Annotated in this window: 18 protein-coding genes; 3 read left to right on the top strand and 15 right to left on the bottom strand. The window is 61.2% G+C overall.

Annotated elements, in window-relative coordinates; translation table 11 throughout:
• Positions 1-9 precede the first annotated feature (9 nt).
• From N1937_RS25855 to N1937_RS25845, 3 genes are read left to right on the top strand one after another with little or no spacing between them, the layout of a single operon-like run.
• Positions 10-1,263 carry an aromatic ring-hydroxylating oxygenase subunit alpha gene (locus tag N1937_RS25855; RefSeq protein WP_260059241.1) on the top strand — a complete coding sequence of 418 codons (1,254 nt, stop codon included), beginning with the start codon at positions 10-12 and terminating at the stop codon, positions 1,261-1,263.
• 10 nt (positions 1,264-1,273) lie between these two features.
• Positions 1,274-2,344, top strand: coding sequence for a hybrid-cluster NAD(P)-dependent oxidoreductase (locus N1937_RS25850; RefSeq protein WP_260059240.1), 1,071 nt, complete (start codon positions 1,274-1,276; stop codon positions 2,342-2,344).
• Positions 2,345-2,387: 43 nt separating this feature from the next.
• The gene (locus tag N1937_RS25845; protein WP_260059239.1) at positions 2,388-3,668 is read left to right on the top strand and encodes a M24 family metallopeptidase; all 1,281 of its coding nucleotides are present in this window, start codon (positions 2,388-2,390) and stop codon (positions 3,666-3,668) included.
• Between the two features lie 23 nt (positions 3,669-3,691).
• Here the strand turns inward: N1937_RS25845 and N1937_RS25840 are convergent, their stop codons facing one another.
• The 15 genes from N1937_RS25840 to N1937_RS25770 all read right to left on the bottom strand — a co-directional run bounded on the left by N1937_RS25840 (position 3,692) and on the right by N1937_RS25770 (position 18,859).
• A complete protein-coding gene (locus N1937_RS25840) occupies positions 3,692-4,705 on the bottom strand; it encodes a GlxA family transcriptional regulator (protein WP_260059238.1) in 1,014 nt (337 codons plus the stop codon).
• A gap of 55 nt (positions 4,706-4,760) precedes the next feature.
• Positions 4,761-5,759, bottom strand: coding sequence for a 4-hydroxyproline epimerase (locus N1937_RS25835; RefSeq protein WP_260059236.1), 999 nt, complete (start codon positions 5,757-5,759; stop codon positions 4,761-4,763).
• A 16-nt stretch (positions 5,760-5,775) separates the two neighbouring features.
• Positions 5,776-6,627, bottom strand: coding sequence for an ABC transporter permease (locus N1937_RS25830; protein ID WP_260059235.1), 852 nt, complete (start codon positions 6,625-6,627; stop codon positions 5,776-5,778).
• A complete protein-coding gene (locus tag N1937_RS25825; RefSeq protein ID WP_260059234.1) occupies positions 6,624-7,472 on the bottom strand; it encodes an ABC transporter permease in 849 nt (282 codons plus the stop codon). Before N1937_RS25825 ends, N1937_RS25830 begins: the two co-directional genes overlap by 4 nt.
• Positions 7,473-7,477: 5 nt before the next feature.
• Complete coding sequence (locus tag N1937_RS25820) at positions 7,478-8,623, bottom strand: quaternary amine ABC transporter ATP-binding protein (RefSeq protein WP_260059233.1); 1,146 nt, start codon at positions 8,621-8,623, stop codon at positions 7,478-7,480.
• Positions 8,624-8,669: 46 nt separating this feature from the next.
• A complete protein-coding gene (locus tag N1937_RS25815; RefSeq protein WP_003562208.1) occupies positions 8,670-9,521 on the bottom strand; it encodes a glycine betaine ABC transporter substrate-binding protein in 852 nt (283 codons plus the stop codon).
• Positions 9,522-9,598: 77 nt separating this feature from the next.
• Positions 9,599-10,945, bottom strand: coding sequence for an NAD(P)/FAD-dependent oxidoreductase (locus N1937_RS25810; RefSeq protein WP_260059221.1), 1,347 nt, complete (start codon positions 10,943-10,945; stop codon positions 9,599-9,601).
• Entirely contained in the window at positions 10,942-12,459 is a 1,518-nt protein-coding gene (locus tag N1937_RS25805) for an aldehyde dehydrogenase (protein WP_260059219.1), read from the bottom strand. Before N1937_RS25805 ends, N1937_RS25810 begins: the two co-directional genes overlap by 4 nt.
• Positions 12,452-13,363, bottom strand: a complete 912-nt coding sequence (locus N1937_RS25800) for a dihydrodipicolinate synthase family protein (RefSeq protein ID WP_260059217.1) — start codon at positions 13,361-13,363, stop codon at positions 12,452-12,454. Before N1937_RS25800 ends, N1937_RS25805 begins: the two co-directional genes overlap by 8 nt.
• Complete coding sequence (locus N1937_RS25795) at positions 13,360-14,076, bottom strand: GntR family transcriptional regulator (RefSeq protein WP_170276046.1); 717 nt, start codon at positions 14,074-14,076, stop codon at positions 13,360-13,362. Before N1937_RS25795 ends, N1937_RS25800 begins: the two co-directional genes overlap by 4 nt.
• 399 nt (positions 14,077-14,475) lie before the next feature.
• Entirely contained in the window at positions 14,476-15,048 is a 573-nt protein-coding gene (gfa, locus tag N1937_RS25790) for an S-(hydroxymethyl)glutathione synthase (RefSeq protein ID WP_170279570.1), read from the bottom strand.
• Between the two features lie 54 nt (positions 15,049-15,102).
• A complete protein-coding gene (gene fghA / locus N1937_RS25785) occupies positions 15,103-15,939 on the bottom strand; it encodes an S-formylglutathione hydrolase (protein WP_170259551.1) in 837 nt (278 codons plus the stop codon).
• A gap of 3 nt (positions 15,940-15,942) precedes the next feature.
• Entirely contained in the window at positions 15,943-17,070 is a 1,128-nt protein-coding gene (locus N1937_RS25780; RefSeq protein ID WP_260059212.1) for an S-(hydroxymethyl)glutathione dehydrogenase/class III alcohol dehydrogenase, read from the bottom strand.
• A 148-nt stretch (positions 17,071-17,218) separates the two neighbouring features.
• Complete coding sequence (locus tag N1937_RS25775) at positions 17,219-17,914, bottom strand: dimethylsulfoniopropionate lyase (RefSeq protein WP_260059211.1); 696 nt, start codon at positions 17,912-17,914, stop codon at positions 17,219-17,221.
• A gap of 15 nt (positions 17,915-17,929) precedes the next feature.
• The gene (locus tag N1937_RS25770) at positions 17,930-18,859 is read right to left on the bottom strand and encodes an electron transfer flavoprotein subunit alpha/FixB family protein (protein ID WP_260059209.1); all 930 of its coding nucleotides are present in this window, start codon (positions 18,857-18,859) and stop codon (positions 17,930-17,932) included.

Below are 18,859 nucleotides of genomic sequence, written 5' to 3'. Positions count from 1 at the left end.
GAGGTTCTGATGCTAAACAAGCTCCCATCGTCCATTTCGGCTCTTCTCGACGCTCGTGCCAACGGTCACTCTCTGCCGGCAGGTCTTTACGTCAGAGAAGACGTGTTCGAAGCAGACATCGACGTCTTCTTCCACAATCACTGGATCTGTGTCGGTCTCGACTGCGATGTCCCCGAACCCGGCGACGCCACGGTGATCGATATCGGCAAGACGAGCCTGATCCTTCTGCGCGACGACGATGGAGAAATTCGCGTCCTGCATAATGTCTGCCGCCATCGCGGCTCCCGCCTTCTCGATCCGGGCAAGACGATCGTCTCGAAACTCGTCTGTCCCTATCACACCTGGACATACGAACTGACCGGTGAGCTCAGCTACGCGCCTCACATGGGCAAGGACTTCGACAAGGAGTGTCGGAGCCTCAAGCCCGTCACTTTCAAGTCGATCGGCGGATTGATTTATGTCTGTCTTTCCGACAATCCGCCCGAGGACATCGCTCGCCTCGAACAGGCCATGACCGAGCGCCTCGCCCCTTACGACATCCGGAACGCAAAGGTTGCCTTCCAAACGGATGTCATCGAGAATGGCAACTGGAAGCTGACGATGGAAAACAATCGTGAATGCTACCATTGCTCCGCGAACCATCCGGAGCTCTGCGTCTCCTTCGTCGATCTCGACTTCGGCTTCGACCCCGAGACGCTGAGCCCGGAGGATCGCGAACAGGCCGAGGAGCATTTCAGGCTGTATGAAGAGCGGACGAAGGCGTGGGAGTCGGACGGCTTCCCCTCGGCTGCGGTCGAGCAGCTCGCCGACTGCGCCACCAACTTCCGCACCCAGCGGCTGATCATCGCAGGCGCCGGCGAATCCCAGACCCACAACGCCACCGCCGCATCCTCCAAGCTTCTCGGCCACATGACCCGCAAGGATCTCGGCGACATGCATCTTTGGGGCCACAACAGCTGGAACCACTTCATGGGCGACCATGCCGTGGTGGCAACCGTCATTCCGCTCTCCGCCGGCAAGACGCTTGTGAGGACCAAGTGGCTGGTCCACAAGGACGCCGTCGAAGGCGTGGATTACGATCTCGACAAGCTGACGGATGTCTGGGTCGCGACGACGGACCAGGACGCCGATCTCGTCGCGCGCTCCCATGCAGGCACTCTCGACCCAGCATATCAGCCAGGCCCCTACTCCCGGTTTTCCGAGACGAACCTCGACAAGTTCGCCAGCTGGTACATCGATCGGATGCGCGCCCATGGATACTAGGAGCCCGCAGATGCCCGTAGCCAGGGCCGCCCTTCACGACGTCTGGAACCCGGAAGAAGACGACGCGCTCGTCTGCCTTGACGTCCAGCAGGAGACCCATGACGTCAAGACCTTCACCTTCGCTTCGCGCGACGGCAAGCGGTTCGCGTTCAAGGCCGGCCAGTATTTTCTGTTCGACCTGGAACACAATGGAGAGGCTGAAAACAGGTGCTACAGCATCTCCTCCTCGCCGCATCGGACGAACGCTTTCTCCGTGACGGTGAAGCGCGTGCCCGGCGGAAAGATCTCCAACTGGCTTCATGACATGCTGGTTCCCGGGGCGACCGTCAAGGCGAACGGCCCACTTGGCCATTTCGTCAGGCCCGAGCGGTCGGGACGTAAGCTTCTGCTGCTGTCGGGCGGCTCCGGCATCACCCCCGTCATGTCCATTCTGCGTGAACTCGCCGACAGCTGCGAACCCGCCGACATCGTCTTCATGCATGCAGGCCGGACGCCGCAGGACCTGATCTTTCGCGACGAACTGGCCTGCATCGCCCGCAGGCTGAAAGGCGTCCGCCTGCATTTCCTTCCCGAGACCGTGGCCGGCGAACCGTCCTGGCCCGGTCTGACCGGTCGCATTTCGAAAGACTATATCAGGCTTGCGGTTCCCGATATCGCCGAACGGACCGTGATGTGCTGCGGCCCCGCCCCGTTCATGGCCGCCGCGCGCGGCATTGCCGCCGAACTCGGCGTGCCGGGCTCGAACTATTTGGAGGAAAGCTTCGACGCAGCGGTCATCGACGAACCGGAAATCCCTGCGGTTCAGGAGGCAGTCGCCAAGGTCTTTCAGGTCACTTTCTCGAAGCAGGCCCGCAGCATCGAGGTAACAGCCGACCAGAGCGTGCTCTCATGCGCGAAGAAGTCAGGTGTCAGGATCCCGTCGTCCTGCGCGAATGGCGTCTGCGGCACCTGCAAGTCGAAGCTTACGTCAGGCACGGTCGACATGAACCACAATGGCGGAATCCGCCAAAGGGAAATCGACGCCGGCTTCTTCCTGCCCTGCTGCTCGAAGCCGCTCAGCGATCTGGTCATCGAACGCTGAGCCGGCCACCCGCCTCACGCATAGCCAGGAAGGACCCACTCGGATGCTGCGAGACGAAAGCGATTCCGCCGAGCCGACCGGCTCGACCGTCTTCAAGGACGAGCGAAAGCAGGCCTATCTCAATCCCGAGGGAGCGGATCGGCCTCTGATCAGTCCTTTGCCGGCGACGACGCTCGATCGCGCCCGCCGCTATCGCCTGGAGCGTCTGCGCATGAAGATGCGCGAATGGGATTGCGGCGCCCTGCTTCTCTACGATCCCGTCAATATCCGATATGCCTTCGATTCATCGAATATGAGCATTTGGACGATGCACAACGCCTCGCGCTACGCTCTGATCCTGGCCGATGGTCCGGCGATACTTTTCGAATTCGAAGGCGCCGAACATGTCAATGACAGGCTTCCCGGTATCGACGAGGTCCGGCCGGCGAAATCCTGGATATTCTTCACATCCGGGAACCTTATGGAACCCCGCCTGAAAGCCTGGGCCGACGAGGTCGCGGATCTCTTGAGCAGCAATGGCGGCAACAAGCGCGTGGCGGTGGACAGGCTCGAACCCGCCGGCGCATTCGAACTGCGGGAACGCGGCTTCATGCTCTTAGACGGCCAGGAACTGGCCGAGCGGGCGCGATCCATCAAGAGCGCCGACGAGATCGAGCTGATGAGATGGACGATCCGTGTCTGCGAAGCAGGCATGGCGCGGATGTACGAGGTATCCGAGCCGGGCCGCACCGAAAGAGAGATCTGGGCCGAGCTTCACTTCGAAAACGCACGCAGCGGCGGCGAGTGGCTGGAGACCAAGCTCTTGACCGCAGGCCCCAGAACAAACCCCTGGTATCAGGAATGTTCGGACTACATGGTCAAACGCGGCGACATGATATCCTTCGACACCGACATGATCGGACCCTACGGCTATTGCGCCGACCTCTCGCGGTCGTGGACAGCAGGGCACGTCGCGATGAACGCCAAGCAGAAGCAACTCTATGCCGCTGCCAGGGATCAGATCGAGCACAATCTCGCAATCCTGAAACCCAGCATGACCTTCGCGGAATTCAACGAACTGTCGTGGCGGATTCCGGGAAAATACCAGCCTTATCGATACACGCTTGCTCTGCACGGAACCGGAATGGCGGACGAATGGCCGGGCATCCTTCTGCATCCGGATTTCGACCCTGATTTCAGCGGCATCATCGAGGAGGGCATGGTGCTGAACGTCGAAAGCCTGATTGCCGAGGCGGGATCCGAGAGCATCAAACTGGAAACTCAGGCTCTGATTACTGCAAGGGGAGCGGAGCGGCTGGACAGTTTTCCGTGGGAGGAGATCTGAATCGGGCCCGCGCTGTCGACGTTTCAGTGCGCTCTCAAAGCGGCCGCGCGATGCTGCGAAGGCGTTTGCCCGAATGTGCGCTTGAACGTTCTCGTGAACTGCGAGGCGTTTTCAAAGCCGACATCAAGCGCGATCTCGATCAGAGGCGCCTTCGATTGGGCAAGGATCGACTTCGCCCGCTCCATACGAACACGACTATAGGCCTTGGCAGGAGACATGCCCGTCTTGTCGATGAAGATTCTCTCCAACTGCCGTCGCGAGAGTCCAACCGTGCCGGCAAGCTTCTCGATCGACATGCTGCCGTCGACGAACTGCTCCATCGTGATCATCGCCGCCTTGACGCGGGCATCGTCATAATCGTCGTAAAGCGGACGCCGGGGCTGGACGTCCGCAGGTGCGCGGGCTCTCTCGATCTGCAGCACCTCCAGCGCGTTTCGTTCGGCGTCGCGGCTGATGTATTTCCTGACCAACAGCGCCGCCATGTCGGCTGAACTGCTGCCGCCGGCGCAAGACCCACGCTGGCGGTCGAGATTGAAGAGCCGGTCGGAACGAACGCTGAGGTCGGGAAACCGCTCCCGGAACTCCTTGTAGTGCAGCCAGCTCACACAGGAGTCATGCCGCTTCATCAGGCCGGCCGCAGCGAGAATGAACGAGCCCGTGCACACGCCGATCAGCGGCACCTTCTTGGCGTCCGCCTGCTTGAGAAAAGCGATGGTCGCCTGGTCGACAGGGTTCTCCACCGTCAGAAGACCGCCGACGACCACAATGTAATCGAAGCGTGACGGATCGACGAAATCGGACGTCGGAGCGACCTGGACGCCGCAGCTCGCGGTGATCAGATGCCGCGTGCTGCCGATCACCTGCCAGTCGGCAAGGACCCTTCCGGAACGATCCTGCTCGTCGCTGGCAAGCCGCAGTGTGTCCACGAAGAGTGCGAAGGCGGACAGCGTGAACGATCGCGCCAGAACGAACCCCACCTTGAGCCGGGCAGCCGACCTCGTAGCGTCGTCTGCCTGCCGATGCTGTCCGGGTCGCATAGTCATCTCCTTGCCGCTCTTACCGCGCCACCCGTCTTTTCAGACGAAAACGCGCTCATCGAATCTGAAAGCCATGCGCCAGCGGATCACGATCGTCAACGAAAATGGTGTTGTGCCCAATGACGCGCGCCCAGCCTCCGATGCTTGGAAGAATGCCGCTGTAGGGTCCAATGCTCGCCTCGGCTTCGACCCGCCCCTCGAAGACGGTTCCGATCAGGCTTTCATGGCGGTATCTCGACCCGACGGTAAGCCGTCCCTTCCCGTAGAGCTGGGCCATCCGGGCGGAGGTGCCGGTTCCGCCCGGCGAGCGATCGATGGCCTTCTCGCCATAGAAGACGGCGCAGCGTCCATCCGAGACTTCATTCAGCGGGCGGTCGCACCAAATGGCGTGATGCACGCCTCTAATCCCGGCGTCGTCAGGATGGACGGGATCGTAGATACCGGCAAGTGCCGACCTGAGCCTCTGGCTGCAGCTGACAATGTCGGATGCGGCCATGCCATCGAGGCCGCTCCAGACATCCTGTGGTTCGATGACCGCGTAATAGTTGCCGCCATAGGATATATCGACACGCAGACGGCCCATTCCCGGCACATCGACCTCGACATCAACCTCATGAAGATAGCTCGCCACATTGTAGAGACGAACGGAATCGACATATCCGCCCTTCTCCTCATAAGTGACGTCGACCCTTCCTGCAGGCGTTTCGATGGCAACCCTTCCCGGCTCACGCGGCTTGACCAGCCCTTCTTCGATCGCGGCGGTCACGGTGCCGATGGTGCCGGCGCCGCACATCGGCAGGCAGCCGCTCACCTCGATGAAAAGCACGGCAAAATCGCAATCCTCCCGATAGGCCGGATAGATGATTGCGCCTGACATGATGTCGTGCCCCCTTGGCTCGAACATCAGCGCCTTGCGCACCCAGTCATGGTCCCGCACGAAGATTTCCCGTCGCTCACTGATCGGCGCATGCGGAAGCAGCGGGCCGCCTCCGGCGACGAGGCGGACGGGATTGCCGCAGGCATGCGCATCGATGCAGAAGAAGCTGTTTCTCATCTTTTCATGTCCTTGCTCATCCTGCCTTGCGTGGCCTGTCGCGGTCGAGCAGGCCACGGGACAGCCGGTCGAGCAGAAGGGCGACGGCAACGATCGCCAGGCCGGCCCGCAGGCCAAGTCCCATCTCCATGCGCGTCAGGCCGCGCGTCACCTCCGCACCGAGACCGCCGGCGCCGACAAGGCCGGCCAATACGACCATCGCCAGCGACAGAAGGATGCATTGGTTGAGCCCGACCAGGAGCGTCTGCCTGGCCAGGGGAATCTCGATCTTCCAAAGTACCGAACGGGGCGGCGCGCCGATGGCGCTGCCGAGTTCCACAAATTCTCTCGGCACCTGGTTGAACGCCAGCGTGGTCAGGCGGAGCATCGGCGGAATGCCATAAACGATGGTGGCGATGATTGCCGGCACCCGTCCAAGGCTGAAGATCATCACCGCAGGAATGAGGTAGACCCATGGCGGCACGGTCTGCATCACGTCGAGAACGGGGCGAACCATCGCCTCCAATGCCTTGTGACGCGAGCACAGGACGCCGATCGGGAAGGCGATAAGCACGGAGATCAGAACCGCGACAGTGACCAGAGACAGCGTCTGCATCGATGCCGTCCACAGTCCCATGAGGAGACAGAACCCCAGGCAAAGACCCGCAAGGATCGCGGCGCGCAGACCGACGGCAATGAATGCCAGAATGACGACGATCGCGATAAGCCCATAGGGCGGCACGAAGACAAGTGCCGCCTCGAATCCGGAAAGGACCGCTTCGACCAGATAGCTGATTGCCGCAAACAGCGGATGAAGATTGGTGTTGAGCCAATCGACCGACGGCGCCAGGAAAGCGCCCGGCGAAAATTGCAGGATGGACGGATTCATGACTTCCTCCCCGTTCCAAGCCGAGCGGCGCTCTGGGTTATGCGGTCAAGCACCATGGTCAGAACCACGATGGCTATCGCTCCATTTATGGAGGTCGCGATGTCGAGCGTCCTGATCGCGCCGTAGATCGTCTCGCCGAGCCCGCCGGAGCCGACGATGCCGGCGATGACGACCATGCCGAAGGCCATCATCAGGCTCTGGTTTATGCCTGCCATGATGCTCGGCAGAGCAAAGGGAAGGCGGATCTTGAAGAACATCTTCGCCGGCGTCATCCCGAGCGCCTCTCCGAGTTCGATGAACTCCTTGGGCGTCATCCGGATACCGAGAGACGTCAGGCGGATTGCCGGCGGCACGGCGACGATCACGGTCGCGATCAGTGCTGTGGCCGGTCCATAGCCGAGCAGGGCGATCGCCGGCAGCAGGTAGATATATGGCGGAAGCGTCTGGATGAGATCGAGGCCGGGCTCCATAAAGCGGTCGAGGCCGGTGAAGAAGCCGGCGGCGATCCCGATCGGGATGCCGATCACCAGGGCGAGCACCGTTGCGGTCAAGACCAGTGCCAGGGTGCTCATCGTCTCCGGCCAGAGCCCCATGGAAAAACAAAGCGCCAGCGCGATGCCCGCGAGGACGCCGAACCATATATTCACCAGCCGCCAGCCGATGAGCGCCACGATGAGCGCGACCAGGTAGAATGGCGGAAGCTCCAGCAGCCAGAGGATCCCGTCATAGAGCCCTTCAAGAACCTGCCTGATGGAGTCGAAGAGAAACTCGCCGTTGTCGCTCACCCACTCGAGCGCAGAGTCCGTCCATTCGTCAAAAAGATCGGTGAAGCCAGAACTATCCATGTCAATCAGCTCCAGTTGTGGGACACCGCCGTGAGATCGTGGGCGGAGGTTCCCTTGACGCCCATCAGCAGGCTGCGCGGGGTGACCACGCCGACGATCTGATCGTTTTCGATGACGGCGATGGCATCGCGCTCCGACTGCATCGTCAATGTGATGAGTTCGTCGATATCGGCGTCCGGCGTCGTGCGCGCCAGCGATGCGATGTCGGAATTCGGCGCGCTCTGCTGGAACTCGGCGACGCTGCGCATGACGGAATGCGCCTTGATCAAATGGAGGCGGGATATGCCGGCGACGAATTCGGCGACATAGGCATCCGCCGGGTTGAGGATGATCTCCTCGGCCGTGCCCGTCTGGATGATGACGCCGTCCTTCATGATCGCAATGCGGTCGCCGATCCGGATCGCCTCATCGAGATCATGGGTGATGAAGACCGCGGACTTGCCCAAGGCCTTTGTCAGCTGCCGGAATTCGTCCTGAAGCTGACGCCGGATGAGTGGATCGAGAGCGCTGAACGGCTCGTCCATCAGAATGATTTCGGGGTCGGAAGCGAGCGCGCGGGCGAGGCCGACGCGTTGCTGCATGCCACCGGAAAGCTCGTTCGGATATCGGCTCACCCAGTCGGCGAGGCCGACCTTGTCGAGCGCTGCAACGGCGGGCTTGTTTCGCTCCGGCTTGGCAATTCCCTGAACCTCGAGGCCGAAGGCTGCATTTTCCAGGACAGTCCGATGCGGCAACAGAGCGACGCTTTGAAACACCATCCCAATGTTTTTGGCGCGCATCTGCCGGAGATCGACCGGCGATAGGGCGGCGAGGTCGCGTCCCTTGACGAGGACCTTGCCGGAGCTCGGAGTGATCAGCTTGTTGACAAGGCGGATAAGCGTCGATTTTCCGCTTCCCGACAAGCCCATGATACAGAAGATTTCGCCGCGCCGGACCTCAATGCTGGCGTCGGACACGCCGACGACGCAGTTGAACTCCTTCAGGACCTCTTTTTTGCCGAGGCCGCGCTCCTTGATCGACTTCATTGCCGCAGCAGACTTGTCACCGAAGACTTTCCAAAGGGATTGGCAGTCGATCAGGACATCATTGATTTCGGCATTTATGGTTTTCATAGCGATCCCCTTTGAGCCATTCAGAGCTGGCTTCTTCATTAGGTTTCAGGGTGGCCGCCCGACCGATCGGACGGCCACGACGCGTTTAGTTCTTCTTGATGTTTTCCCAGCGCTTGATCAGGTCAGCATGGGCGCCGATCCAATCCTGCACGGCCTGGTCCATCGTCTTGCCTTCATTGACCGCGCCGTTGATGGCGGTGATGTCGGCAATTGGCACGTAGACACTGGCCATCACTTCACGCGCATGCGGGTTCTCTGCGGAGAAGCCCTTGTGGCCGATCCAGTAATAGCTCTGCGGCGGCGGGAATACGCCCTTCGGATCCTTGAGGTACTTGACCTCGTACTTCTGGACCATCCATGACGGCTCCCAGATCGTCACCGCAATCCACTCCTTGCGATCATAGGCGGACTTCAGCGCCGCCGTCATCGCGGCGGTGCTGCCCTCGACGAGCTGGAGCTTGAGGCCATAATCCTTGACCGCATTCGAAGTATCGCGCATCAGGCCGGCGCCCGGTTCGATACCGATGATCTTGCCGCTGAACTTGTCGGCGTTTTCATTGAGCTGTTCCAGCGAGTCGATCGGGACATATTTTGGAACCGCGACGCCCTGATAGAGGCCGTGCGAAACGGGTGAGATTTTCTCGAGCCGGTTCTTGTTCTTGTCCCAGTAGTCCTGCGCAACATAGTCCGTCTGTGAGGTGAGGACCTGGATGTCACCCTTGGCGAGAGCGGCATAGGCGATGCCCCATTCGGAAAACTCGGTCACCTTGACGGTATAGCCGGCGTCTTCGAGAACCTTCTTGGTGATGCCGGTGATGGGCGTCAGGTCCTCCCACGACATCGTGCCCATGGTGATCGTCTTTTCTTCCGCGCGAGCAGGAAGGATGCTAACCCCGATCATCGCAGCGGCGCAGAGCGCCTTCCACAAAGTCTTCATTGTTCTTACTCCTGTTTTTCGTTCCCATTGTCATTGAAGTCTGCGAGCGGGCAGTCTTCATATTGCGCGGCGAGAGATCATCCCTCGCTGCCTGCACGCAATTCCTGAAAGCGGATAACCGAATTGACCCCCAGCCACGCAAAGGGCTCGGGAGGTATTTTGCTCGGTTCCGGCTGGTTCCTGTATCGGTCGAGTTCGGGGGTACTCGCGCCGGCAGCCAGATCGGCCGCCATCATCCCTGCGAGGGTGCTCTTGACCGTGCCGAGACCATTCTCGCAGCAGGCGGAAAAAAGCCCCTCTTCGACCTCGCCGAATGCCGGCACATGGTTTCGGCTGAGGCAGAGCGCTCCCGCCCAGCTGTATTCCATCGGCAGGCTTTCCAGTCCGGGAAAGCGGGCGTCGAACGACCGGCGCTGCCCAGCCGCCACGCCGGCGACCCGCTTCTCCGACACCTGGAGGCTCGGGTCGTAGGTGAACCTCGTCCTGATGACGATTCTCGAACGACCATCGGTGGTGATCTTTCGGACCGTCGCTCCCATCGGGTCGGCCGGCAGCAGGGCCCAACGATCTGCGCCGCTCACATCGCCGCCGAACTCATTCTGGGAAAAGGCCGATGTCATCGACGCGTAGGTGAAGATGTGCATCAGCCGTCCGCGAAAATGGCCGAAGCTTTGAATATGGCCGTTCACACCCAGAACGACCTTCGGCGCGGAAACAGATCCGCGCCCGGATTTCGCCTTCCAGGACCTGCCCTCGCGCGAAAGCTCCAGCACCGGCGAGTGCTCGTGGATGGCGACCTTTGACCTAAGTCCCCGCGCCAGGCCGCGAATATAGTCGGCGGGCTGGATCATCACGGCGCCTGGCGTATAGAGCCCGCCGCGATAATAGCGCGAGCCGGTCATCTCCCGCATCTGATCGGCGTCGAGAATGAGATGCTCCTCACCAATCTTCTCGAGCGATTTCCTGTAGTTGTCGTTGAGCCCGAGCCCCCGGTCGGACGCCGCCGCATTCACCTTGCCCGCCGGATCAAACGTTTCCCTCGTCAGGCCGTATTCGGCCGCGACATCGGCTGCGAAGGAAATCGCCAGGCGATTCTGCCTGATCTCGTCCTTGGTCGCCTCTTCGTCAGCCACCGAATACTCACCGGAAGAGAGATTGTGCGGCACGTCGATCATGAAGCCGGAATTCCTCCCGGCCGGTCCCTTGGCGACTTCGCGAGCCTCGAGGACGACGATTTTGTCCTCAGGGCGCAATTGCGAAAGGCGGCGCGCCGCCGACAGGCCGGCAAATCCCCCGCCGACGATTAGCCAATCCGCGGTAATGTCGTGTTCAAGCGCTGTTGCGGGAAAGGCGCGTTCGCTGATCGCCTCCCATCCCGAAACGCCGGTATCGATCGGCAGGCGCTTGATCACATGGCGGGTCATCGGATCGTCTCGTCGACCGAGCGTTCAGAGACATCGATCCAGATGGTCTTGAGTTCGCAGTAATTGTCGTGGGCGAAGACCGACTTGTCACGGCCGCCGAACCCGGACTCTTTGTAGCCGCCGAACGGCGTGGTGGCGTCTCCTTCGCCGAAGCAGTTGACGGTGACGACGCCGGCGCGGATCTCACGCGAGAGCTTGATGGCGTTTCTCAGGCTGCCGGTATAGACCGATGCCGTCAGGCCGTAGTTTGTATCGTTGGCAAGAACGATTGCTTCGGCCAGCGAATTGAAGGTGGTCACCGAAAGCACCGGCCCAAAAATCTCTTCCTGGAAGAGGCGGCTGGCAGGCGTCACGCCATCGACCACCGTCGGCTCGATGAAGACGCCGTTATAGGTTTCGCCGCCGTGGGCGACCGACAGCTTCTCCGTCTTGGCGTCGTCGAGGAAAGATTTCACCTTCTCGAAATGGGATTTGCTGACGAGCGCGCCGATACGGTTTTCAGGATCGAGCGGATCGCCGGTCTTCCATTCGCGCAGATAGGCGCCGATGCGCTGCATCAGTTCGTCCTTGATCTTGGAATGAACGATGAGACGCGACGTGGCCGAACAATTCTCGCCCATGTTCCAGAAGGCGCCGTTGACGACCTGCTCGGCAACGAGGTCCAGGTCTTCGGCATCGTCGAGAACGACCGCGGGGTTCTTGCCGCCGCATTCGAGCACGACTTTCTTGAGGTTCGAGTCGGCGGCGTAACGCAAGAAACGGCGGCCGGTCGGCGTCGATCCGGTGAAGGCCACCATATCGACATCCATGTGCAACCCGATCGGTTCGCCGATCTCCTTGCCGCCGCCCGTCACGACATTAAACACGCCGGCTGGAATGCCCGCTTCATGGGCAAGCTCGGCGACACGCAACGTCGTAAGCGTCGTTTCCTGTGCCGGCTTGACGATGACCGAGCAGCCGGCAGCGAGCGCCGGGCCGATCTTCCAGGCCAGCATGAGAAGCGGGAAATTCCACGGAAGCACGCATCCGACGACACCGATGGGCTCGCGCACGATCATCGTCAGCGCGTTGGCGCCGACCGGAGCGGTGTTGTCATAGAGCTTGTCGATCAGTTCGGCGTGCCAGCGGATCGTATGAATGGTATCGGGAACATCGACCGTCTGGCATTCGCGGACCGGCTTGCCGCTGTCGAGGCTTTCCATGACGGCGAGCTCGTGACGATTGTCCTCCAGCAGCTTGGCGAACTTGAGAAGCACTTCCTTGCGCTCGCCCGGCGAACGCAGCCGCCAGCGTCCATCGTCGAACGCGTCCTTCGCCTTCTTTACGGCGGCGTCGACATCGGTGGCGTCGCACGCGGCGATCTCGGCGAGAACCTCGCCCGTCGCGGGATTGGTCGAGGTGAAAGTCTTGCCGGAATTTGCAGGACGAAATGCGCCATCAACGAAAGCATTCGTCGGAAGTTGAAGACCGGCGGCAATCGACTTGTATTCGGCTGCGGTCAAGGGTTCATGCATGGTTGGCTCCCGACGTAATCTGCCCGACCGTCCGCTTCAACGTGGCGACAACGGTCTCAAGCGTTCTTTTCTCTTCGGAGTTCAATCCGCGCAGCGGCGCCCGCACCGGGCCGGCTTTGAGGCCGATCAACTCGCATCCGTGCTTGATCGATTGGACGAACTTGCCGGATTCGAGGAAATCCATCAGCGGCAGCATCGCCATCATGATCGCGCGGCCCTTGTCGAAATTCCTTTCGAGGACGCAGGCTTCATAGAGGGCGACATGTTCGCGCGGGAGGAAATTGGAGCCGGCGCAGACCCAGCTCTTCGCACCCCAGGCGAAGAATTCGAGCGCCTGATCGTCCCAGCCGCAGGACAGCGCGATGTGCGGAAATTTACGAGCGAGCAGGTGAAGATTGCCCATGTCGCCGGAGCTTTCCTTGATGGCGATCACGTTCTTCGACTTGCCGAGGCGGGAGAAATACTCCTCGCCCATCACGACACCCATGCGGGCCGGATAGTTGTAGAGCATGATCGGCAGGTTCGCCGCGCGATCGACCGTCAGGGCATGGACCGCATTCTCGCGCTCGGTCGGCAGCGCATATGGCGGCGACGACACCAGGATCGCATCCGCGCCGATTTCCTTCGCCGCCTTGGCGTATTCGACCGAATCTTCGGTCCGCGTGGCGCCGGTCCCGATAATCAGCGGCAGCCGCGAACCGATCACCTCTTTCGCATAGGCCGCGAGATCGAAACGCTCCTGGCTGCTCTGGGCGTAATACTCGCCCGTCGAGCCGCCGACGATGATGCCGTGGACGCCCGCCTCAATCAGCGACTCGAGCACGGCGGCAAATCCAGCCCGGTCGATCTGGCCATTTTGATCAAACGGCGTCACTGCGGGCGTATAGATCCCCTCAAACTTCACGACGATTTCTCCAATAGTTGCGAGGCGGGGCCGCCGAGGAAGGCGTCCGCCTTGAGGCCTTGCGGGGCGATGAACATTTCCATGTTCTCGCGGGACAATTCCCAGTGTTCGAAGACGAGGTCGACGACGGCATTCTCGTCGTGAGCGCCGAGCGCATCGATGAAGCCGTCATGATGGTCGGCGGCCAATTGAAGCCGCCGCTTCATGTCCTCGTTCCTCGGCCGGAAGAAGGTGTGGCCGATACGCGCGTGGTCGATGAGCAGCCGGCCGAGGCTCGGCTGCAGATAGACGTTGCCCGACATCTCGCCGAAAATTTCGTGAAAGCGATTGTTCTCAAGAACCATCGCCAGAGGGTCCATGTTCTCGCTGGCGGCGCGGAACCGCTCCTGGGTCTGCTTCAGGTCTGAAAGCTGGGAGGGCTTGAAGTTCTGCACAGCGAGACGGCCGATTGCTGCATAGATCATCGGCGCGACGAGAAAGAAATTCCGCAAGGTGGAGTGGTTCATCGGGATGACCCGCGCGCCCCTGTTCTCGCGGATATCGATATAGCCCTCACCGGCAAGGCGACGGAATATGTCGCGGACCGGAGTTCGGGAGAGGCCATATTTTTCGCTCAAACTGGCCTCGTCCAGATCGGCATCCGGATCCAGCTCCATCGTCAGAATCTGGCGCTTCAGGTCTTCGTAGAGATTGCTCTTGGGTGTCTTTGCCATCGTCGCTCTCCGGCCGCTGGTTGCTCTACGGCGTGAAGATGGCACGCCTCCCTCGGCGAGTCAACAATTGTGTACTCTGCGTACACAATTAGTATTTCTTAAATACACAATGATACCGATCAAAGCGTCCCGGGTGCGCGTCAGGCGTCATTTCAAAGCGCTGCACAGGATCGCGCTCCGCGGCGGCGGCCATCGCGGAGTTTTTTCCAAGCGGATTATCGTGGCGGGTCGGTGAGGATTTCTCTGCAGTCGAGGTTCATGTAGTGCGCATCGACATTGATCATCAGGCGTCGGAAGCCTGGCCGCCGGTAAGCCGGCGCGCGGCATCACGGAGTATCTCGATATCCGGATAGCGGCGGGTTTGTCGGGGAGCGCCGGCTCGGCGCTCCCCAGGATCGATCACGCGGCCAGGACGCCGCTCTTCTTGGCGGTCCAGGTTGCCATATAATCCATAAGTCCCGGGTTCAGGCAGTCGTAGGGCTCGAGGCCCGATGCCTTCAGCTGCGCTCTGACGGCGTCCATCTTGGCGGGGTCGAAGCCGCTTTCGATGATCGACGACACAAAGGCTGCAAAGCCCGGCTTCGCCCAGCCGCTTTCCTGAAAGCGCTCCGGATGGACGAACGACAATCCCTGGAACGGATGTTCGCGCACGACCGGCCCATACATATGAACGCCGCATTCCTTGCAGGCGTGGCGCTGGATCAAGGCTGCGGAATCGACGACGGCGAGCTTATCGCCGTTCTCCAGGACTTCGACGCTTTCGGTCGGCGCGACCGCCACGACCGAAAAGACGGCACCGTCGGGCTTCCAGCACTTCGTGCAGCCGCAGGCGTGGTTGTGGGCGATATCACCTTTGATCCTGACCTTCACGGGATTGCTTGTGCACTTGCAGACGAGCGTCCCGCCTGCAAAAGCAGCGTCAGTCGCCCGAAAGCCTGAATCCACTGCCGGATGTATGGCTATGCTGGTCATGGGTTTCTCCTCCCCTTCTGGGCCGTTTGCGATATGCCCGGCCAAGCTCTGCAATCAGTCTCCCAATCTTCGCGCGTGCCAGCGCAGATGGTCTTCCATGAATGTCGAAATGAAGAAGTAGGAGTGGCCGTAGCCTTCCTGCATCCGAAGCCGCAGGCTGATGCCGGCCGTCTCGCAGGCTTGCCTGAGCTCGTCGGGGCGCAATCCATCCTCCAGGAAGCTATCCGCCGTCCCCTGGTCGACGAGGAACTCGGGGAACCGGTGCCCGTCTTCGATCAGTGAGCAGGCATCATATGCCCGCCAGCGCGTTTCATCCGCTCCGAGATATTTCCGGAATGCCGGCTTTGACCAGCCGGAGACCGAGGGATGGCTGATCGGCGCGAAGGCCGAGCAGCTGCCGAAGCGTTCGGGGTTCTTGAGCGCGATCGTGATCGCGCCATGTCCCCCCATCGAGTGACCGAAGATTCCCTGTCGCGTCATGTCGACGGGAAACTCGGCCGCGATAAGTTTTGGCAATTCGTCGACGATGTAGCTGTACATCCGATAATTCTGCGCAAACGGCGGCTCGGTGGCATCGACATAAAAGCCGGCACCCTTGCCAAACTGCCAATTATCCGGTTCGTCCGGGATGGCATCGCCCCGCGGACTGGTGTCGGGGCAGACGATGATCATGCCGAGTTCTGCGGCAAGACGCCGATACTCTCCCTTTTCCATGACATTGGCATGGGTGCAGGTCAGGCCGGAAAGGTACCATAGAACCGGCAGCTTCCGTGCTTTGGCCTGCGGCGGCAGGAATACCCCAAAGGTCATGTCGCAGTCACAGACATCCGAGCGATTGACGTAAACGCCCTGGGTGCCGCCATGAGAATTTTCGGTCGAGATCGTCTTCATCGCTCAGTACACGACCACGCCGCGGATGCTTTCGCCCTTGTGCATCAGCTCGAAGCCCTTGTTGATGTCTTCGAGCGGCATGGTGTGGGTGATCATCGGATCGATCTGGATCTTGCCTTGCATATACCAGTCAACAATCTTCGGCACATCGGTGCGGCCGCGCGCGCCGCCGAAAGCGGTGCCCATCCAGTTGCGGCCGGTCACCAGCTGGAACGGACGGGTGGAGATTTCCTGGCCGGCGCCGGCCACGCCGATGATAACCGACTTGCCCCAGCCGCGATGGCTGGCTTCCAGCGCCTGGCGCATCACCTTGGTGTTGCCGGTGCAGTCGAACGTGTAGTCGGCGCCGCCGATCAGGTCGCCGTGGCGCTTGGTCAGGTTGACGAGATAGGGCACGATGTCGTCGCCGACCTCCTTCGGATTGACGAAGTGGGTCATGCCGAACTTCTCGCCCCAGGCCTTGCGATCAGGGTTGATATCGACGCCGATGATCATGTCGGCACCAGCAAGCTTCAGACCCTGAAGCACGTTGAGGCCGATGCCGCCGAGGCCGAAGACGATCGCCGTGGCGCCGATCTCGACCTTGGCGGTGTTGATGACCGCACCGATGCCGGTCGTCACGCCGCAGCCGATGTAGCAGATCTTGTCGAACGGCGCGTCCGGGTTGACCTTGGCAAGGGCGATCTCCGGCAGCACGGTGAAGTTCGAAAAGGTCGAGCAGCCCATATAGTGATGGATCTTGTCCTTGCCGATCGAGAAGCGCGAGGTACCGTCCGGCATCACGCCCTGGCCCTGGGTTGATCGAATCGAGGTGCAGAGATTGGTCTTGCGGGAAAGGCAGGAATAGCACTCGCGGCATTCCGGGGTGTAGAGCGGAATAACGTGGTCGCCCTTCTTCACCGAAGTGACGCCGGGGCCGACATCGACGACGATGCCGGCGCCCTCATGGCCGAGAATGGCCGGGAAGAGGCCTTCGGGATCGGCGCCCGACAGGGTGAAATCGTCGGTGTGGCAGATGCCCGTCGCCTTGACCTCGACCAGCACTTCGCCGGCCCGGGGGCCCTCGAGCTGCACGGTCATCACTTCGAGCGGTTTTCCGGCCTGTGTGGCCACGGCGGCGCGAACGTCCATTTTGATATCCTTCCTGTCAAATTGAATTCTGATGCTGCATATTCGAAGGGGCCAGCTCTCGCCGATCTGCTGCTGCTTCACCGCGAGACTTCACGCTCTCGCGTTCGGCTTTTCGTTCATCTCAGGCTCGCTGTTGCCAAGGACCCTATCACCTCTCCCGCTCAATCTGGCACCAGACCGCCAGCAGCGGCCGGGCTGTGCATCTTATCGCGAAAGATTCGCCGGCGTCGTTCGCAAAGACCGTACCGACACCAGCAGAGAACCACTCGGAATCGCCAAGGCGGATTTCACCCGGCGAAAGCAGGATGAAGGCTCGGGGCTGCGTCTGAACATGATCGGGAAATCTTGTATAGCGATCCATATAGATCACGCCGACCCTCAGATCGGCGCGCTCCTCCATGCCGCCGGGGCCGACCATGACTGCATGGGAATGCGTATCGCCGAAATTAAGGCTTGCAAACGGACCGGAACGGCCGCGTCTCCAGAGCAGCTTGTCGGCGAGACTACGGAACTGGCTGGCGATCGCCTCGTATTTCTGTCCCGATTTTGCAAGATGGCCGATCGCGTCATCCAGCCCTTCCGGCGCGCCGGGAAGAGGCCCGCCCTCCGGACGCACCTTGCCGGTCTTGAGCAGCCTCTGGAGGACCTTGCCCGCGACGAAGCTGGCGACGGCAGGAGCCTCCGCCGACAGCATCAGGCCGCCGATGTCATTGAGAAATTCCTGCAGCGGCCGAGAGCGCCTCTCTCTGCCGATGTCGTGCAGCCGGATGTATGCCGGCTTCTCGTCATCGTTGAGAAGAAGGTCGGCACCAGGTTTGATTGGACGTCCCACGACGCGCGCCACGTTCGGTCTCCCCCGCTAGAGCGCCTTTTGCAATTCCGGTAAGACATCGAAGAGATCGGCGACGAGGCCATAGTCGGCGACCTGGAAGATCGGCGCCTCCTCGTCCTTGTTGATGGCGACGATCACCTTCGAATCCTTCATGCCGGCCAGATGCTGAATGGCGCCTGAAATGCCGCATGCGATATAGAGATCAGGCGCCACCACCTTGCCGGTCTGGCCGACCTGCCAGTCGTTCGGCGCATAACCGGCATCGACCGCGGCTCTGGATGCGCCGACGGCGGCACCGAGCTTGTCGGCGAGCGGCAGGATGACTTCCCTGAACTTTTCCGCCGAGCCGAGCGCCCGGCCGCCGGAGATGATGATCTTGGCCGAGGTCAGTTCCGGCCGGTCTGAGGCCGACAGCGCATCCCTGACGAAGGTCGACAGCCCCGGATCGGATATCGCCGGGATCGCCTCGATCGTCGCCGAACCACCCTCCGGCGCAGAGGCGAAGGATGCGGTACGCACGGTGATCACCTTCTTGGCGTCCGTTGCCTGCACCGTCTGAATGGCGTTGCCGGCATAGATCGGCCGCTTGAAGGTGTCGGACGAGATCACCTCGATGATCTCGGAGACCTGGGCAACGTCGAGAAGGGCAGCGACGCGCGGCAGCACGTTCTTGCCGACGGAGGTGGCGGCCGAGATAATCGTGTCGTAGCTGCCCGCGAGCGAAACGATCAGGTCGCCGAGCGGCTCTGCCAGATTGTTGGCGAGTTCGTCGCTTTCGGCGAGCAGCACTTTCGAGACGCCGGCAAGCTTGGCGGCGGCGTCGGCAGCGGGCTTGGCAGCCTTGCCGGCAACCAGCACATGCACGTCGCCGCCAATTTTGGAGGCCGCCGTCAGCGCCTTGGCGGTCTGATCGGACAGGCTGGCATTGTCGTGGTCAGCCAGAAGAAGAATGGTCAT

The organism is Rhizobium sp. WSM4643 (assembly GCF_025152745.1).
In the GTDB taxonomy this organism is placed as follows: domain Bacteria; phylum Pseudomonadota; class Alphaproteobacteria; order Rhizobiales; family Rhizobiaceae; genus Rhizobium; species Rhizobium leguminosarum_I.
Note: the sequence above shows the minus strand (reverse complement) of the source record. Positions and strands in the feature narration are given on the sequence as shown.

What these genes read in the sequence shown, in the direction of transcription:
- N1937_RS25830 (WP_260059235.1), bottom strand. Translation starts at nt 6,627, where the DNA reads ATGAATCCGTCCATCCTGCAATTTTCGCCGGGCGCTTTCCTGGCGCCG.
- N1937_RS25780 (WP_260059212.1), bottom strand. Translation starts at nt 17,070, where the DNA reads ATGGACGTTCGCGCCGCCGTGGCCACACAGGCCGGAAAACCGCTCGAA.
- N1937_RS25820 (WP_260059233.1), bottom strand. Translation starts at nt 8,623, where the DNA reads ATGAAGAAGCCAGCTCTGAATGGCTCAAAGGGGATCGCTATGAAAACC.
- N1937_RS25810 (WP_260059221.1), bottom strand. Translation starts at nt 10,945, where the DNA reads ATGACCCGCCATGTGATCAAGCGCCTGCCGATCGATACCGGCGTTTCG.
- N1937_RS25850 (WP_260059240.1), top strand. Translation starts at nt 1,274, where the DNA reads ATGCCCGTAGCCAGGGCCGCCCTTCACGACGTCTGGAACCCGGAAGAA.
- N1937_RS25770 (WP_260059209.1), bottom strand. Translation starts at nt 18,859, where the DNA reads ATGACCATTCTTCTTCTGGCTGACCACGACAATGCCAGCCTGTCCGAT.
- N1937_RS25805 (WP_260059219.1), bottom strand. Translation starts at nt 12,459, where the DNA reads ATGCATGAACCCTTGACCGCAGCCGAATACAAGTCGATTGCCGCCGGT.
- N1937_RS25840 (WP_260059238.1), bottom strand. Translation starts at nt 4,705, where the DNA reads ATGCGACCCGGACAGCATCGGCAGGCAGACGACGCTACGAGGTCGGCT.
- gfa (WP_170279570.1), bottom strand. Translation starts at nt 15,048, where the DNA reads ATGACCAGCATAGCCATACATCCGGCAGTGGATTCAGGCTTTCGGGCG.
- fghA (WP_170259551.1), bottom strand. Translation starts at nt 15,939, where the DNA reads ATGAAGACGATCTCGACCGAAAATTCTCATGGCGGCACCCAGGGCGTT.
- N1937_RS25855 (WP_260059241.1), top strand. Translation starts at nt 10, where the DNA reads ATGCTAAACAAGCTCCCATCGTCCATTTCGGCTCTTCTCGACGCTCGT.
- N1937_RS25835 (WP_260059236.1), bottom strand. Translation starts at nt 5,759, where the DNA reads ATGAGAAACAGCTTCTTCTGCATCGATGCGCATGCCTGCGGCAATCCC.
- N1937_RS25825 (WP_260059234.1), bottom strand. Translation starts at nt 7,472, where the DNA reads ATGGATAGTTCTGGCTTCACCGATCTTTTTGACGAATGGACGGACTCT.
- N1937_RS25795 (WP_170276046.1), bottom strand. Translation starts at nt 14,076, where the DNA reads ATGGCAAAGACACCCAAGAGCAATCTCTACGAAGACCTGAAGCGCCAG.
- N1937_RS25815 (WP_003562208.1), bottom strand. Translation starts at nt 9,521, where the DNA reads ATGAAGACTTTGTGGAAGGCGCTCTGCGCCGCTGCGATGATCGGGGTT.
- N1937_RS25845 (WP_260059239.1), top strand. Translation starts at nt 2,388, where the DNA reads ATGCTGCGAGACGAAAGCGATTCCGCCGAGCCGACCGGCTCGACCGTC.